Here is a 15,938-nt window from a genome sequence, read left to right on the forward strand (position 1 = left end):
TCGATGAGCGCCGACTCGGCAACGGACGATCCGGTGGTCATCGTCGGGATGGCGGTCGAGGCCCCTGGTGACGTGGACGACGCGGAAAGCTATTGGCAACTGCTGTCTTCCGGCCGCGAGGCGCTCGGCGCGTTCCCGGAGGACCGCGGCTGGGCCGTGCGCGACCTGCTCGCGGGCTCGCGCCGCGACGGGTTCAAGCGCATCCACAACCGTGGCGGATTCCTGACCGGCGCAGCGCTTTTCGACCCCTCGTTCTTCGGCATCTCGCCGCGCGAGGCGGTGGCGATGGACCCGCAGCAGCGCGTCGCGCTGCGCGTGACATGGCGGGCGCTGGAGAACGCGGGCATCAACCCCGATGATCTGGCCGGGCACGACGTCGGCTGCTACATCGGCGCCTCGGGCACCGGATACGGCCCCGATCTCGCCGAATACTCCGACCTGAGTGGGCATCTGATCACCGGGACGTCGCTGGGCGTGATCTCCGGACGAATCGGTTACCTGCTGGGCCTCGACGGCCCGGCGCTGACGATCGACACGTCGTGCTCGTCGGCGCTGACCGCGTTCCACACCGCGGTGCAGGCACTGCGCTCGGGTGACTGCAGCATGGCGCTCGCCGGCGGCGTGTGCGTGATGGGGTCGCCGGGATACTTCGTCGAATTCGCCAAACAGCACGCCCTCTCCGACGACGGACACTGCCGGCCGTACAGCGCGCAGGCCAGCGGCACCGTCTGGGCCGAAGGCGCCGGCATGTTCGTGCTGGCACGAAAGTCGGTGGCGCAGCGGAGCGGTCACCGCGTGCTCGCGGAGGTCCGGGCCAGCTGCCTCAACCAGGACGGCCGCAGCACCGGCCTGACCGCGCCGAGCGGGCCGGCGCAGGCGCGGCTGTTCGCCCGCGCGCTCGATCTCGCCGGTGCCCGGCCCGACCAGATCGGGATGATCGAAGGCCACGGCACCGGAACCAAACTCGGGGACCGCACCGAATTGAACTCGCTGGCGCAGACCTACGGTGCCACCGCACCCGGCCAGGGCGCGGTCCTCGGTTCGGTGAAATCCAACGTCGGACACAGCCAGGCCGCCGCCGGTGCGCTGGGACTGGCCAAGGTCCTCGTGTCGGCCGAGCACGCCACCATCCCGGCAAGCCTGCACACCGCGCAGGCCAGCGCCGAAATCGACTGGAGCGCACAGGGATTACGGCTCGCGACCGACCACACCCCATGGCCCGCCGTCGGTGGTGAGCGCCTTGCCGCGGTCTCGGCGTTCGGCATGAGCGGCACCAACGCGCACGTCGTCGTCGCGATGCCGGAGGGATTGGTGGCGTGATGAGCCTTTCGCACTTTCCCGACGGCCGCGTCCCCGTCCTGCTCAGCGCGCACACCGAGGAGCTCCTGGCCGCCGAGGCGACCGGCGTCGCCGACTACCTGGACCGGCATGGTGCCGTGGGCCTGGGCGCGGTGGCAGCGATGCTGCTGCGGCTGCGCCGTCGCCGGCGGTTCCGGGCCGTGGTCCGGGCCCATGACGCCGCCGAGTTGGCCGCCGCACTGCGGGCACTGGCGGCGGGGGAGGAGCATCCCCTGGTGGCCGTCTCCGCGCGGACCGCGGCGCCCCGGACGGCCTTCGTGTTCCCGGGTAACGGCGGCCAGTGGCCGTCGATGGGCACCGATGCATACCGGCAGCTGCCGGTGTACCGCGCCGCGGCCGACCGCTGCGCCGCCGCATTCGTCGCCGCGGGCATCGACTCGCCGCTGGCCTTCCTGGTCGACCCGGCCGACCGCGAGTGGACGCAAATCCACAGTCAGAGTGCGCAGTTCACGCACGCCGTCGGTCTCGCGGCGGTGTGGCGGGCACTGGGCATCGAGCCCGACGTCACGCTGGGGCACAGCCTCGGTGAGATCGCCGCGGCGTATGTCGCCGGGGCCATCACGCTGGACGAGGCCGTCGCCGTGGTCATCGCCCGGGCCGGGGCACTCGACAGCCTGACCGGTGATTTCGGCGCCGCGAGCCTGGGGATGAGCGTCGACGAAGCGCAGCAGGTGGTTTCGGACGCCGCCGGGTGGATGGAACTGTCCGTGGTCAACTCGTCGGCATCGGTCGTGGTGTCCGGCGAGCGCACCGCCGTGGCCGACCTGGTGTCCGACTTGCAATCGCGCGGCCGCTTCGCGCGCGTCATCGCCATGAGCTTCCCGGCGCATACCAGTGCCCTGGATCCGCTGCGCGCACAACTGCTTTCCGGCGTGCCGAAGGCACATTTCGGTGCCGGCGCGGTGCCGTTCATCGGATCGGTGACCGGCGCGGCAGTCGAGGCGGGCACCGAATTCGGTGAGTACTGGTACCAGAACCTGCGGAACACCGTGCGGTTCGACCGGGCCGCCGCCGCGGCGCGGGACAGCGGCGTCGAGGCCTTCGTCGAGATGTCGGCGCACCCGGCGCTGTTGCACGCGCTCGCCGATACCGATGCGCCGCTGACAGTCGGCTCGGGACGCCGCGACGAGGCGCTGCCCGACGTGCTGTCCGACAACATCGCCACGGTGGCCGTGTCCGACCCCGATTACGACTGGGCCGGGCACATCGAGCCGAATCAACCCCTGCTGCACGGATTTCCGCATGCCCCCATGGCGGCGATGCACCTCTGGGCGACTCCCGAACCGCTGCCCCCGGTGGCCGGCCTGACGGTCGGTGCCGAGCAGTGGCTGCCCCAGCCGGACGAGACCGTGCCGCTGATCATCCGGCGCGCTGCCGTGGTCGAACTGGCGGGACCAGGCGGCGAGCTCGCCGACCAGCTGCGCGACGGCGTGCGGGCCAACCTCGGCACGGTGCTGTCCGAGCCGGCCGACGCCGATCTGCTCATCGTCGTCGCACCGATGCTCGACCACCCAGACACCGAAGCGGCGGTCACCGACCTCGCCGAGCTGATCGCCGGCGGGCTGTGTGACTACCCGAATGCCATTGGGCCGCAATGCGCCGACGTGTGGCTGGTCACCGTCGGCGGCGAGCACGTGCGCGACGACGAGCCGGTGGCGCTGCCGGCCCAGGCGGCCCTCGCCGCCATGCACCGCAGCATCGGCTTCGACCATCCGGACCAGTCCTTCCGGCACCTCGACCTGGCATCCTGGGAACTCGACGTGACGGCGGCCACCGCCGTCATCGAAACCATGCTGGGCACCGGAACCGAAGTGGCGCTGCGTGATTCGCAGCAGTACCGCCGCGGTCTGCAGGCCCTGCCGGACGCCGACGCACCACCGCCCGGGCTCCTTGACAACGTGGTGATCACCGGCGGCAACGGCGCCGTCGGGCTGCATTTCGCACGGGCCCTCGCCGCCGCGGGCGCCCGCCGCATCGTGCTGGTGAGCCGCAGCGGTACCGGCGCGCAGCAACTGGCCGGCCTCGACGGCACCGACGTGGTGTCGGTGCAGTGCGACATCACGTCGCCCGAACAGCTTTCGGCCGCCGCGGCCACCCACGGCGGTGACGGTGCGACGCTCGTGGTCCATGCAGCCGGTGCGGCGGCGTTCGGCACCGAGGTCGGCGCGGACGAATTCATCACCACCGCGGCCGCCAAAGTCGGCGGTCTGGCCCGGCTGGCCGAGTACTGGCCGCTGCGTCCGGACGCCCGAATCCTGGTGTGCTCGTCGGTGTCCGGACTGTGGGGCGGGCTCGGTCATGTCGCGTACGCGGCCGTCAACCGCATGCAGGACGTGCTGGCCGGGCAGTTCCGCGCCAAGGGCCTTGACTGTGTCGCCGTGCGGTGGGGACTGTGGCCCGGTGCCGGCATCGTCGGGGCCGACGAAGTAGCGCGCATCGAGCGCGCCGGACTGCGGGAGATGGATCCCGACATCGCGATCGAGGCGGCTCTCGGAACCCAGGCGCCCGCACCGCTGATCTTCAGCGCGGACGCCGAGCGGCTGGCGACGTTGCTCGGCGCTGCGCCGCTGGCCGCGGAACCGGCTGCACCGCAGCATGTTCCGGCGACCCTCGGCGCCGGCGCCGGTGCCGACGCCGCGGACGTCGTCCGGCACGAACTTTCGGCAGTGCTCAAACTGGGCGACCCCGCTGCCATCGACCTGACCGCGGCCCTGTTCGACCTGGGCCTGGATTCGCTGCTGGCACTGGACCTGCGCAAGCGACTGCGCCGGGGCACCGGCCGGTCCGTGCCGCTGGCCGGGCTGCTCAGCGGCATCACCGGTATCGAACTGGTGGATTTGCTAACCGACAGAACAGAAAAGGTGGAGAGCTAGCGTGACCGAGACCGACATCGGGGCACTGCGCACGCGAGGAGCAAACGGGGCAGACGACGCGCGCCTGGAGCTGTTGCGGCGCAAGCTGGCCGAGCGCGGCCTGCAGTCCCAGAACGGCACGCAGTCGAGCGATGGCGCCCCCGTCGTGCCGGTGCTGTCCGACGGCCAGCGCCGGATGTGGTTCGTGCAGACCGCCGACCCTGCCGGCGCACTGCTCAATGTCTGTGTGTCCTTTGCGATCACCGGTGCGCTGGACCACGAGCGTCTGCGGGACGCGGTGAACGCGGTGGCCCGCCGCCACCCGGTCCTGCGCACCACGTACCGGGCCGATGCGACGGGCGAACCCGGGCTGACGGTCCACGACGAACTGGCGCCCGGCTGGAGCACACACGACCTCAGCGACCTCTCCGAATCGTCGCGCGCCCTGCGGCTCGAAGTGCTGGCACAGCGGGAGTTCGGCACGCCGTTCCAGCTCGACACCGAATCACCCTTGCGGATCAGCCTGATCCGTACGGGGACCGACGAGCACGTCATGCTGCTCACCGCACACCACATCGCCTGGGACGACGCCTCGTGGCAGGTCTTCTTCGCCGATCTCACGCGCGCGTACGAGGGCGAGCAGCTGGCCGAGGTGATTCCGGCCGCGGTGCCCGCCGACGACCACACCGAGGAACTCGAGTACTGGCGTTCGGTGCTCGCCGATCCACCTGAGCCCCTGGAACTTCCGGGTGCGCACGGCTCCCTCGTGCCGACCGGTCACCGCTCGCAGCGGGTCATCCGGCGCATCGACGCCGACACCGTGGCCCGGATTTCCGAGCTGGCGCGCCAGACCGGCTCCACCCCCTACACCGTGCTGCTGGCGGCGTTCGGGACCTTGCTGCACCGCTACACCCACGCCGACGACGTCCTGGTCGCCACGCCGGTCCTCAACCGCAGCGGTGGCACCGAGGAGGCGCTGGGGTACTACGGCAACACCGTGGCGCTGCGGCTGCGCCCCGACGCCCGGCAGAGCTTCGGGGAGTTCGTCAGCCATGCCAAGGACACCACCCACGGGGCCTTCGCCCATCAGCAGATCAACCTCGATCGCGTAGTGCGCGAGCTGAACCCGGACCGCCGCCACGGTGTGGAGCGGTTGGCCCGGGTCTCCTTCGGCGCCCGCGAGGCCGACGGCCGGGGCTTCTGCCCCTCCGGAATCACCTGCCGCCGGGCCGAGTACCGGGGTCACCAGACCCAGTTGCCGCTGGGTTTCATGGTGGAATTCGACGACGCCGGGGCAATCGTCGAGGCGGAGTACCTGACCGAGATCCTCGACGCCACACTGGCCGACCAGATGCTGCGGCACTACGTGGTGCTGCTGGAATCCGCGCTGGCCGACCCGGGCCGGGCCCTCGCCGAGCTGGACCTGATGGACGAGCACGACGCCGACTGGCTGCGCCGGATGGCCACCGGCGAGCAGTTCAGCACCCCGGACACGACGCTGGCCGCGCTGATCGAAGCCCAGGCCGAACGCACCCCGGACGCGGTCGCCGTCGCGTACGAGGGCCGGTACTACACCTACCGCGAGCTCAACGCCGAGGCGAACCGGTTGGCACACTGGCTGATCGGGCAGGGCATCGGTACCGAGGACCGCGTCGCGGTGCTGCTGGAGAAGTCGCCCGAGCTGGTGATCACGGCGCTGGCCATCGTCAAGGCCGGCGGTGTGTACCTGCCGGTAGACCCGACCTATCCCGAGGACCGGCTGTCGTTCATCCTGAGCGACGGTGACCCGAAACTGGTCATCCGTCAGCCGATCACCGACCTCGACGGCCTGCGGGACGACAACCCGACCGATGCCGATCGGATTCGGCCGCTCACGGCGGCCAACACCGCCTACCTGATCTACACGTCGGGTTCGACAGGGCTGCCCAAGGGCGTGCCGGTGCCGCACCGTCCGGTCGCCGAGTACTTCGTGTGGTTCGTCGACGAGTACCAGATCGACGCCGACGAACGCCTGCTGCAGGTGGCCTCGCCGAGCTTCGACGTGTCCATCGCCGAGGTGTTCGGCATGCTGGCCTGCGGTGCGCGCCTGGTCATTCCGCGCCCGGGCGGCCTCAACGACATCGGGTACCTGACCGAACTGCTGCGCACCGAAGGCATCACCTCGATGCACTTCGTGCCCTCGCTGCTGGGGCTGTTCCTGTCCCTGCCCGGCGTCAACGAATGGCGCAGCCTCAAGCGCGTGCCGATCGGCGGCGAAGCGCTGCCGGGCGAGGTGGCCGACAAGTTCCACGCCACGTTCGACGCGCTGCTGCACAACTTCTACGGGCCGACCGAGACGGTCATCAACGCCAGCCGGTACCGCGTCGAGGGCAAGCAGGGCACGCGCATCGTGCCGATCGGCAAGCCGAAGATCAACACGCAGATGCACCTGCTGGACGACGCGTTGCGCCCCGTCCCGGTCGGCGTCATCGGCGAGATCTACATCGGCGGAACCCATGTCGCGCATGGTTACCACCAGCGCCCCGGCCTGACCGCCGAGCGTTTCGTCGCCGATCCGTTCACCCCGGGTGGTCGGCTGTACCGGTCCGGCGACCTGGCCCGGCTCAATGCCGACGGTGACATCGAGTTCGTCGGCCGCGCCGACGAGCAGGTCAAGATCCGCGGCTTCCGCATCGAACTCGGTGAGATCGCCGCCGCCATCGCGGTGGATCCCAGCGTCGGCCAGGCGGTCGTCGTGGCGAGCGATCTTCCCGGGCTGGGCAAGAGCCTCGTCGGCTATCTCACCCCGGCCGAGCGCGGTGACCTGGATTCGGTCGACGTGCCACGGATCAAGGCGCGGGTGGCGGCAGCACTGCCCGAGTACATGGTGCCGGCCGGGTACGTCGTGCTCGACGAAATCCCGATCACCGCGCACGGCAAGATCGACCGCCGCGCGCTGCCTGATCCGGACATCCAGTCCCGCACCGCATTCCGGGAACTGACGACCGACACCGAGTGGAAGGTTGCCGAGCTGTTCGCCGACCTGCTCGGCGTCGAGCAGGTCGGTGCCGACGACTCCTTCTTCGAACTCGGCGGACACTCGCTGCTGGCCACCAAGCTGGTCGCGGCGATCCGGGCGCGGTGCAACGCCGACATCGGGGTGCGTGAGGTGTTCGAGTTGGGCACCGTGGCCGAGATCGCCGCGCGGGTCGACACGGGCGCGCCGCGCAACCGGCCGCCGCTGCTCGCCATCGAGCACACCGGCCCGCGCCAGATGTCGGCATCGCAGCTGCGCCAATGGTTCCAGTACCGCATCGACGGTCCTGGACCGGTCAACAACATCCCGTTCGCGGCCCGGATCACCGGACCATGCGACGTCGACGCCTTCGTCGCGGCGCTCGGTGACCTGGTCGAGCGGCACGAGGTGCTGCGCACCACGTACACCGAAATCGACGGCGTGCCATACCAGGTCGTGAACGACCCGGCGCCGCTGCCGGTGCGCCGCGCGCGCGGCGCCGACGAGGAGTGGCTGCAGGCCGAACTCGACGCGGAACGTCGCTACGTGTTCGACCTGGAAGCACAGTGGCCGATCCGGGCTGCGGTGCTGTCCATCCCCGGGCAGCACGTGTTGTCGATCATGGTGCACCACATCGCCGCCGACCACTGGTCGGCCGGCGTGCTGTTCACCGACCTGGTCACCGCCTACCGGGCGCGCCTCGAACAGCGGGCACCCGAGTTCGCGCCGCTGCCGGTGCAGTACTCGGATTACGCGGCCTGGCAGGCCACCCTGCTGGCCGACGAGTCGGGAACACTTGCCGCGCAACGGGACTACTGGCGCAGCCAGCTGGCCGAACCGCCCGCCGACCCGGGTCTGCGTCCCGACTTCACGCGGCCGCCGGTGCTCTCGGGCGAGGGTGCGTCGGTGCCGTTCGTCGTCGACCCCGAGGTGCGGACCAAGCTGACCGCGCTGACCCGCGAACTCGGTATCACCGACTTCATGCTGCTGCAGTCCGCGGTGGCGGTGGCGCTCGCGAAATCGGGTGAGGGGCTGGACATTCCGCTCGGCACCCCGGTGGCCGGGCGTACCGAGGCCGAACTCGACGCACTGGTCGGCTTCTTCATCAACATCCTGGTCCTGCGCAACGACCTGAGCGGGGATCCGACGCTGCGCGAGATTCTGGTCCGGTCCCGAGACACCGCACTGGCCGCCTACGCGCACCAGGACCTGCCGTTCGATCACGTCGTCGACGCGGTGAGCCCGGCGCGGTCGCTGTCACGCAACCCGCTGTTCGGTGTCGTCGTACACGTACGCGAGGACCTGCCCACCGATCACGTCATCGATTCCCGGGCCGACGGCGACACCACGTTCACCGCACTCGAGCCGACGTTCGACGTGGCGCACGCGGACCTGTCGGTGAATTTCTTTGCCACCCAGGACAGTTACCGTGGCCACCTGATCTACCGCACCGATCTGTACACGGCGGAGACCGCGCAGCGGCTCGCCGACCGGTTGGTCCGGGTGATCACGGGCATCGCCGAGAACGCCGATCAGCGGCTGCGGGACCTGCGGGTCGACGAAGCCGTCCGAGGCAAAGACGGCATGCAGGTGCTCGATGAGTGGCAGCAGCCCGTGGGCGTCGGCGTGGTGGGCGACATCTACCAGGATTCGGCACCCACCGGCGAACGCGGCAGGTGGCTGGCCGACGGACGGCTCGAGCGCATCGAGGCCGTCCAGTTGCGCGCCGTGCGCACCGGGTCGGCGGTGGCAGAGCCCGCGCGTACCGACACCGAACGCGCCCTCATCACCCTGCTGACCGAGGTGCTCGACGCCGAAGGCGAGATCGGCCGGGGCGACGACTATTTCAGCCTCGGCGGCGACAGCATCAAGGCGGTCCAGCTGGCGGCGCGGGGCCGCGACGCGGGCATGAAGCTGACGGCCCGCATGGTCTTCGAGTACCCGACGGTGCACGAGCTGGCCGCGGCGATCGACGCCCGGTCGTCGGCGGAAACCCAAGGGGCACCAGGTGAGGACCGCGAACACGCGCCGATGACGGTCTCGGGCCTGTCGGCCGACGAACTCGCCGAGCTGACCGCATCGTTCGCGTCATCGTGGAACGCACCGCAGGAGCCGCAGTGACAACGGTGCAGCCGGCGCCGGTCATCGAGGACGTCCTGGCGCTCAGCCCGCTGCAGCAGGGGCTGTACTCGATGGCGCAACTCGATCAGGCGGACGACCCGTATCTGATCGCGATGTCCGCCGACATCGACGGCGACGTGGATGCGGCGCTGCTACGGGACTGCGCGGCCGCACTGCTGGTGCGTCACCCCAACCTGCGGGCCAGCTTCGTGCAGGCCGGAGCCCGCACGGTGCAGGTGATCCCGAGTGCGGTCGACCTGCCGTGGCGGCAGCTGACCGCAGCGTCGCCCGATGCCGCCGACGACCTCGAAGCGCAGGAACGGCGCCGGCCCTTCAGCCTGGAGCGCGGCCCGGCGATCCGGTTCCTGCTCATCGAAATGCCGCAGCAGCGTTGGCGTTTCGCGGTCGTCGCGCACCACATCGTCATCGACGGGTGGTCGCTGCCGTTGTTCGTCGGTGAACTGCTCGCGCTGTATGCCGCCGGCGGCGACATCTCCGTGCTGCCTGCCGCGCCACGCCCGTACCGCGACTACATCGGCTGGCTCGCGGCCCGTGACCCGGAGACCAGCCGCGGGCTGTGGCGGCAGCACCTGGCCGGGCTCGACGGCCCCACGATGCTGGCTCCGGCCCTCGGCTCCGGTGAACTCGGCGACGACCTGCCGCACACCACCGAGATCAAGGCACCCCGCGACGAGACGCACCGTCTGGTCGAGGCCGTGCGGGCCCGCGGTGTCACACTCAACACCCTCACCCAGATGGCCTGGGCGGCAATCCTGTCGGTGCTCACCGACCGCCGCGACGTTGTCTTCGGCGTCACGGTCTCGGGCCGGCCGGGCGAGCTCGCCGGCGTCGAGACCATGGTCGGTCTCTTCATCAACACCGTGCCGCTGCGAGTTCGCCTGGACCCGCTGCGCCGCGTCGGCGAGCAGTGCCTGGCCCTGCAGCGGGACGCCGCCGAGCTGCGCGAGCACAGCTACCTGTCGCACACCGAGCTGCGCTCGCTCGGCGGTGTGGGCGAACTGTTCGACAGCCTCCTGGTCTATGAGAACTTCCCGCCGGGCGGCCTCGTCGGCGGTGGCGAATTCGACGTCCGCGGAGCCACATTCCGGCCCCGGGCTCTGCAGAGCCTGGCGCATTTCCCGGTCACCGTCGCGGCGCACCTGACGGAAGGCGAACTGACCATCCTGGTCGAGACGAAAGACGGTGCCACCGGACTCGTGCCACCGGAGAGCCTCGGCCGGCAGGTGCTCGCGGTGATGCAGCGCCTCGTCGACGGCTGGGACCGACCGTTGCGCGACGTCGGTATCCATCTCAACGCGCCCACCGTGGCAGCACATCCCGCCAGCACCGAAACCGGTGGCATCCACGAGAAGTTCACCACTACCGCGCGCAGCAAGCCGGGTTCGGTGGCACTGAGCTATGACGGCGGCGCGCTGACCTTCCGCGGTCTCGACGAGGCGTCCGACCGCGTCGCCACCGAACTGCGGCGCCGCGGCGTCGAGACCGAGACGCCGGTGCCGGTGCTGCTGCGCCGGGGACCCGACTACGTGGTGGCGATGCTCGGCGTGCTCAAGGCCGGTGGGTTGATCGTGCCGCTGGATCCGTCGATGCCCGCCGACCGGATCGAGGAGATCCTCGGCCAGACCAATGCGTCGGTGGTCGTGGACGACGCCCTGCTGGCGGCCGCGGGCAACCACCCGGCCGGTGAATTCACGCCGCTGCCAACACATCCCGGACAGGGCGCCTACATCGTGTTCACGTCGGGTACCACCGGCAAGCCCAAGGGCGTCATCGGTACCCATGACGCGGTGCTGGCCTATGCTGCAGACCATGCCGCCCGGGTGCTGCGGCCCGCGGTGGCGAAAGCCGGTCGGCCACTTCGGGTTGCGCACGCCTGGTCGTTCACGTTCGACGCGGCCTGGCAGCCGCTGGCCGCGCTGCTGGACGGCCACGGTCTGCACATCGTCGGCGACGAGGTGCAGCGTGATGCCGAGGCACTGGTGGCGACCATCGGGCAGTACGGCGTCGACCTGATCGACACGACACCGTCGATGTTCACGCAGCTGCAGGCCGAAGGCCTCCTGACGACGGTGCCGCTGACCGCGCTGGCGCTGGGCGGTGAAGCCGTCGACCCGAACGCGTGGGCGGCCATCCGCAACGAGTGCGACCGCACCGGCATGTCGGCCTACAACTGTTACGGCCCAACCGAAACCACGGTCGAAGCCGTCGTGGCCGCATTCACCGAGCACGACACCCCCTCGATCGGGCACCCGACCACTGCGACGCGCGCCTACGTCCTCGACGCCTGGCTGCGCCCGGTGCCGGACGGTGTCACCGGTGAGCTCTACCTGGCCGGTGGACAGCTCACGCGCGGCTATCTGGGCCGCGCCGCCGAGACCGCCGCGCGATTCGTCGCCGACCCGTTCGTCGCCGGCGCGCGGATGTACCGCACCGGCGACGTGGTGCGCCGCGATCCCGGCACCGGTGGCCTGCAATTCCAGGGGCGGTCGGACGATCAGGTGAAGATTCGCGGGTTCCGGGTGGAACCCGGTGAGGTCGCCGCGGTCCTGCACGCGCACCCGGGTGTGCGGCAGGCGCACGTCACCGTCCGGCGGCACGGCAGCGGGCCGCGGCTGGTCGCGTACGTCGCCGGGGCGGCAGGGGCCACCGAGTTGCGGCGCATGCTGGCGTCCCGGCTGCCCAGATACCTGGTGCCGCACCACATCATCGCCGTGGACGAGATTCCGCTGACGGTCAACGGCAAAGTGGACGACGCGGCATTGGCCGCGATCGATGCCGCCGCCGGCACCGGGCAGGCGGCAGCGCCGGCCACCGCGACCGAACTGGCCGTGGCCGAGTTGTTCGCCGACGTGCTGGAGGTGGCCGACCCGGCCGGACTCGACGTCACCGCCGATTTCCTGGATCTGGGGCTCGACAGCATCGTCGCGCTGTCGGTGGTCCAGGCCGCGCGCCGCCGCGGCCTGGCGCTGCGCGCGCGGATGATGCTGGACTGCAGCAGCATTCGCGAACTGGCCGACGAACTGGACGCCGAGAACGAATTGGCCGCCACGGCGGTCGAGGAGGCGGGCCCGGTACCCGTGCTGCCCAACGTGCATTGGCTGTATCAGTACGGCGACGGCCGCCGCCTGGCCCAGACCCAGGCGGTGCGGCTACCGGATGCCATCACCGCCGAGCACCTGACCACGTTGCTGCACAGCGTCATTGCCGCGCACCCCGCCCTGCGCAGCCGCTTGGACCGGGCCACCATGACCCTGGTCGACCATCCGGTGGACGACGTCCTGTCCGAGGTCACCGTCGACGGTGACGTCGTGGCCGCGGTGGCCGAGCAGACCGATCTCGCGGTCGAACGACTCGATCCCGAGCAGGGGCGCCTGCTGCAGGCGGTGCTGCTGAACACCAAGTCCAGCGGCAAGGTGCTGGTCCTCAGTGCTCACGTGCTGGCTGTCGACCCGGCATCCTGGCGAATCGTGCTCGGCGAGTTGGAGAATGGCTGGCACGCGCTGGCCTCCGGTGCCCGGCCCGCAGTCATCCGCGAGCACACCAGCTACCGGGCCTGGTCACGGCTGGTCGCCGAACGGGCGCAGCACCTCGACACCGTGGACTTCTGGGAGGCACAGGTCGCCGGCCCGGATCCCGCGCTCGGCCGTCGCCGCGTGCAGCCCGAGACCGACTGTGCCGCAGACGTGGTGGTCGCCATGTCGATCCTCGACACCGACCTGACGGCGCGCGTACTGGGCGCCGGCCAACCGGTCACCGATCTGCTGGCCGCGGCGACCGCGCGCACCATCACCCGGTGGCGGCAGCGTCGCGGCCAGGACACCCCGGCGCCGCTGGTGGCGCTGGAGACCCATGGCCGCGCGGACACCGTGGTCGCCGGTGACGAGGTAGACACCGGCGACACCGTCGGACTGTTCAGCGCCATCTACCCGGTGCGCATCAGTTCCGAAGCGCCACAACAGGTCAGCGCCGAGATCGCCGCGGTCCCCGGCCACGGCATCGACTTCGGGCTGCTGCGGTATCTGCGCGCGGACACCGCGGAGCGGTTGGCGGCCTACCCCGAACCACAAGTGCTGCTGAACTACCTGGGCCGGGTACACCTCGGGGCGAGTGGGGCCGCACTGCAGCTCGACGGTGCGCTCCTGGCCGGTGCGTCACCGGTGCCCGAACCGAACTACGCGGTGCACCACGACCTGACCCTCCTGGCGGGAATCATCGACCATGACGGCACCGCGGCGCTCGGTGTCCAATGGCGCACGGTGCCAGACATTTTCAGCGCAGACGACATTGCCGAATTGCAACAGCTGTGGGAATCGCAGCTCAGGGAAGTGATGAAATGACCGACACCCGAAATACCCTGGCCGTCATCGGCGCCGGCGCCAAGGCGGTCGCCGTGGCCGCCAAGGCCGCCGAGCTGCGGGCCATGGGCGTGGACGCGCCCGACGTCATCGCGGTGGAGCGCCTGGGCGTCGGCGCCAACTGGCAGGCCGCAGGCGGCTGGACCGACGGCCGGCACCGGCTGGGCACCGGCCCGGAAAAGGACGTCGGCTTCCCGTACCGGTCGGCGCTCGTGCCGCGCCGCAACGTCGAGCTCGACGAACGCATGATGCGGCACAGCTGGCAGTCGTACCTGATCTCGACGGGACAGTTCGCCGAGTGGATCGACCGCGGCCGGCCCGCACCCACCCACCGGCGCTGGAGCCAGTACCTGGCGTGGGTCGCGGAAAGCGTTGCCATGCAGGTGGTCACGGGTGAGGTCACGCAGCTGTCGGTCGACGGCGACCAGTGGGTGCTGCACTGCCGCGATCAGCAGGTGCGCGCCGATGGCGTGATGATCACCGGTCCGGGACAGGCCGAGCGGTCCATCCTGCCGGGGCATCCGCGGGTGCTGTCGATCGCTCAGTTCTGGCACCGCGTCGCCCAGGACGAGCGCATCAATGCCGAGCGGGTCGCCGTCATCGGTGGTGGCGAAACCGCCGCCACCATGCTCGATGAGCTGTTTTCGCACCGGGTTTCGACCATCACGGTGATCTCCCCGGGCGTCACGCTGTTCACCCGCGGCGAGGGCTACTTCGAGAACACCCTGTTCTCCGACCCCACGGGCTGGGCCGGGCTCAGCATCTCCGAGCGCCGAGATGCCATGGCCCGCACCGACCGTGGCGTGTTCTCCGCCCGCGTCCAGGACTCACTGCTGGCCGACGACCGCATCCGGCACCTGCGCGGCCGCGTCGCCCATGCCGTGCCCCGCGAAGACCGGATCCGGTTGACCCTGCAGACCGAACGCGACTCCGGCTGCCTGGAGACGGTGCACGGCTTCGATCTGGTGATCGACGGTTCCGGCGCCGATTCGATGTGGTTCGCGCCGCTGTTGAGCCAGGACGCGTTGGACGTGCTGGAGCTCGGTATCGGTGCGCCGCTGTCGGCCGACTCCCTACAGCGGTCCATCGGCTACGACCTCGCCGTCAGCGGCGTCACACCGAAGTTGTTCCTGCCCAGCCTGTCCTGGCTCACGCAGGGCCCCGGATTCCCCAACCTCAGCTGCCTCGGTCTGCTCAGCGACCGCGTGCTGGGGGCCGAATATGCCACACCATCCGTGAGGAGAAGCGATGAGCAGCAATCCGTTCGATGACGACAGCGGCGCGTTCTACGTCCTGATCAACGACGAAGAGCAGCACAGCCTGTGGCCGGTCTTCGTTGACGTGCCCGCCGGCTGGCGGGTCGTGTTCGGTGAGAGCACGCGCGCCGACTGCCTGGCCTACGTCGAAGAGACCTGGACCGACATCCGGCCGAAGACGCTGCGGGAGTCCCTGGTCGGCTGAGCCCGGGTAAAGTCGCGGAAGCCAGAGCTGACCAGGGGGAGTGCAGCAATGACGTATCCGGATCCGCGATATCCGCAGCGGCCGCCGCCGGGGCCGTATCCCGCACCACCGGCCTACCCGCAGCCCTACGGCTACCAGCAGCAACCGCCCGAGCCGAAGACCAATGGCAACTCCGCGGGCTGGCACGCCGCGAGCATCGCGATGGCCACGTTGTTCCGTGGCACCTACCGGCTGGGTGGCGACGCCCGCAGCCGCGTCGTCACAGCGCTGATGTGCCTGGGCATCGGGCTCGTCGCGCTGGTGCTCGTAGTGCTGGTCGGCACGTACCTGCGCTAGCGCACGCTCATTCGCCGGCCGGCGAAAGCTGCTGCGACAGCGGCACATCCATGTCGTACACCCGGGCGTGCAGCACCACCCGGTTCCGCAACGCCGACCGCACCGCACGGTGCAGGCCGTCCTCCAGGTAAATGGTGCCCTGCCAGCGCACGGCATGCGGGAACAGATCGCCGTAGAACGTCGAATCCTCGGACAGCAGCCGGTCCAGGGCGAGCACCGTCGTCGTGGTGACGATTTCGTCGAGACGCAACTGGCGCGGCGGAATCTGGGCCCATTCGCGGTAGCTCAGCCCATGCTCCGGGTAGGGCTTTCCGTCGCGTACCCCTTTGAAAATCATGAGTAGATCACTCTGCAAAGCTCCCCGTGAGCCGAGCGGGTCCGCGGTGACAGCGTCGGCATACAGGTGACCCTAGCGGGTCGACTCGGCGTTTGCCGAGG

General features: G+C 70.3%; 8 protein-coding genes. 7 read left to right on the forward strand and 1 reads right to left on the reverse strand.

All coding sequences use genetic code 11. The features are described 5' to 3' along the window. The first annotated feature begins 3 nt into the window (after nt 1–3). Genes ACJH6J_RS12925 through ACJH6J_RS12955 form a run of 7 tightly spaced genes read left to right on the forward strand, consistent with a single transcriptional unit; the run spans nt 4 to nt 15,500 of the window. A complete protein-coding gene (locus ACJH6J_RS12925) occupies nt 4–1,320 on the forward strand; it encodes a polyketide synthase (protein WP_318985316.1) in 1,317 nt (438 codons plus the stop codon). After that, entirely contained in the window at nt 1,320–4,232 is a 2,913-nt protein-coding gene (gene mbtD / locus ACJH6J_RS12930) for a mycobactin polyketide synthase MbtD (RefSeq protein ID WP_318985315.1), read from the forward strand. The genes ACJH6J_RS12925 and mbtD overlap by 1 nt, the downstream gene beginning before the upstream one ends. Before the next feature lies 1 nt (nt 4,233). After that, the gene (locus ACJH6J_RS12935; RefSeq protein WP_318985314.1) at nt 4,234–9,327 is read left to right on the forward strand and encodes a non-ribosomal peptide synthetase; all 5,094 of its coding nucleotides are present in this window, start codon (nt 4,234–4,236) and stop codon (nt 9,325–9,327) included. Beyond that, on the forward strand, nt 9,324–13,685 hold the full coding sequence (locus ACJH6J_RS12940) for an amino acid adenylation domain-containing protein (protein ID WP_318985313.1): 4,362 nt from the start codon (nt 9,324–9,326) through the stop codon (nt 13,683–13,685). Before ACJH6J_RS12935 ends, ACJH6J_RS12940 begins: the two co-directional genes overlap by 4 nt. Beyond that, nucleotides 13,682–14,974 (forward strand): NADPH-dependent L-lysine N(6)-monooxygenase MbtG, encoded by a 1,293-nt coding sequence (gene mbtG / locus ACJH6J_RS12945; protein ID WP_318985312.1) that lies wholly within the window; start codon nt 13,682–13,684, stop codon nt 14,972–14,974. Before ACJH6J_RS12940 ends, mbtG begins: the two co-directional genes overlap by 4 nt. Continuing rightward, nucleotides 14,952–15,164: an MbtH family protein gene (locus tag ACJH6J_RS12950; RefSeq protein ID WP_406804040.1), complete on the forward strand. Its 213-nt coding sequence runs from the start codon at nt 14,952–14,954 to the stop codon at nt 15,162–15,164. Before mbtG ends, ACJH6J_RS12950 begins: the two co-directional genes overlap by 23 nt. 48 nt (nt 15,165–15,212) lie before the next feature. Then, on the forward strand, nt 15,213–15,500 hold the full coding sequence (locus ACJH6J_RS12955; RefSeq protein ID WP_406804041.1) for a hypothetical protein: 288 nt from the start codon (nt 15,213–15,215) through the stop codon (nt 15,498–15,500). Nucleotides 15,501–15,507: 7 nt separating this feature from the next. On the opposite strand, the gene ACJH6J_RS12960 is transcribed toward ACJH6J_RS12955, so the two are convergent. Continuing rightward, on the reverse strand, nt 15,508–15,837 hold the full coding sequence (locus ACJH6J_RS12960; protein WP_064860908.1) for a type II toxin-antitoxin system VapB family antitoxin: 330 nt from the start codon (nt 15,835–15,837) through the stop codon (nt 15,508–15,510). Nucleotides 15,838–15,938 lie beyond the last annotated feature (101 nt).

It is taken from the genome of Mycobacterium sp. SMC-18 (assembly GCF_045310895.1).
Classification (GTDB): domain Bacteria; phylum Actinomycetota; class Actinomycetes; order Mycobacteriales; family Mycobacteriaceae; genus Mycobacterium.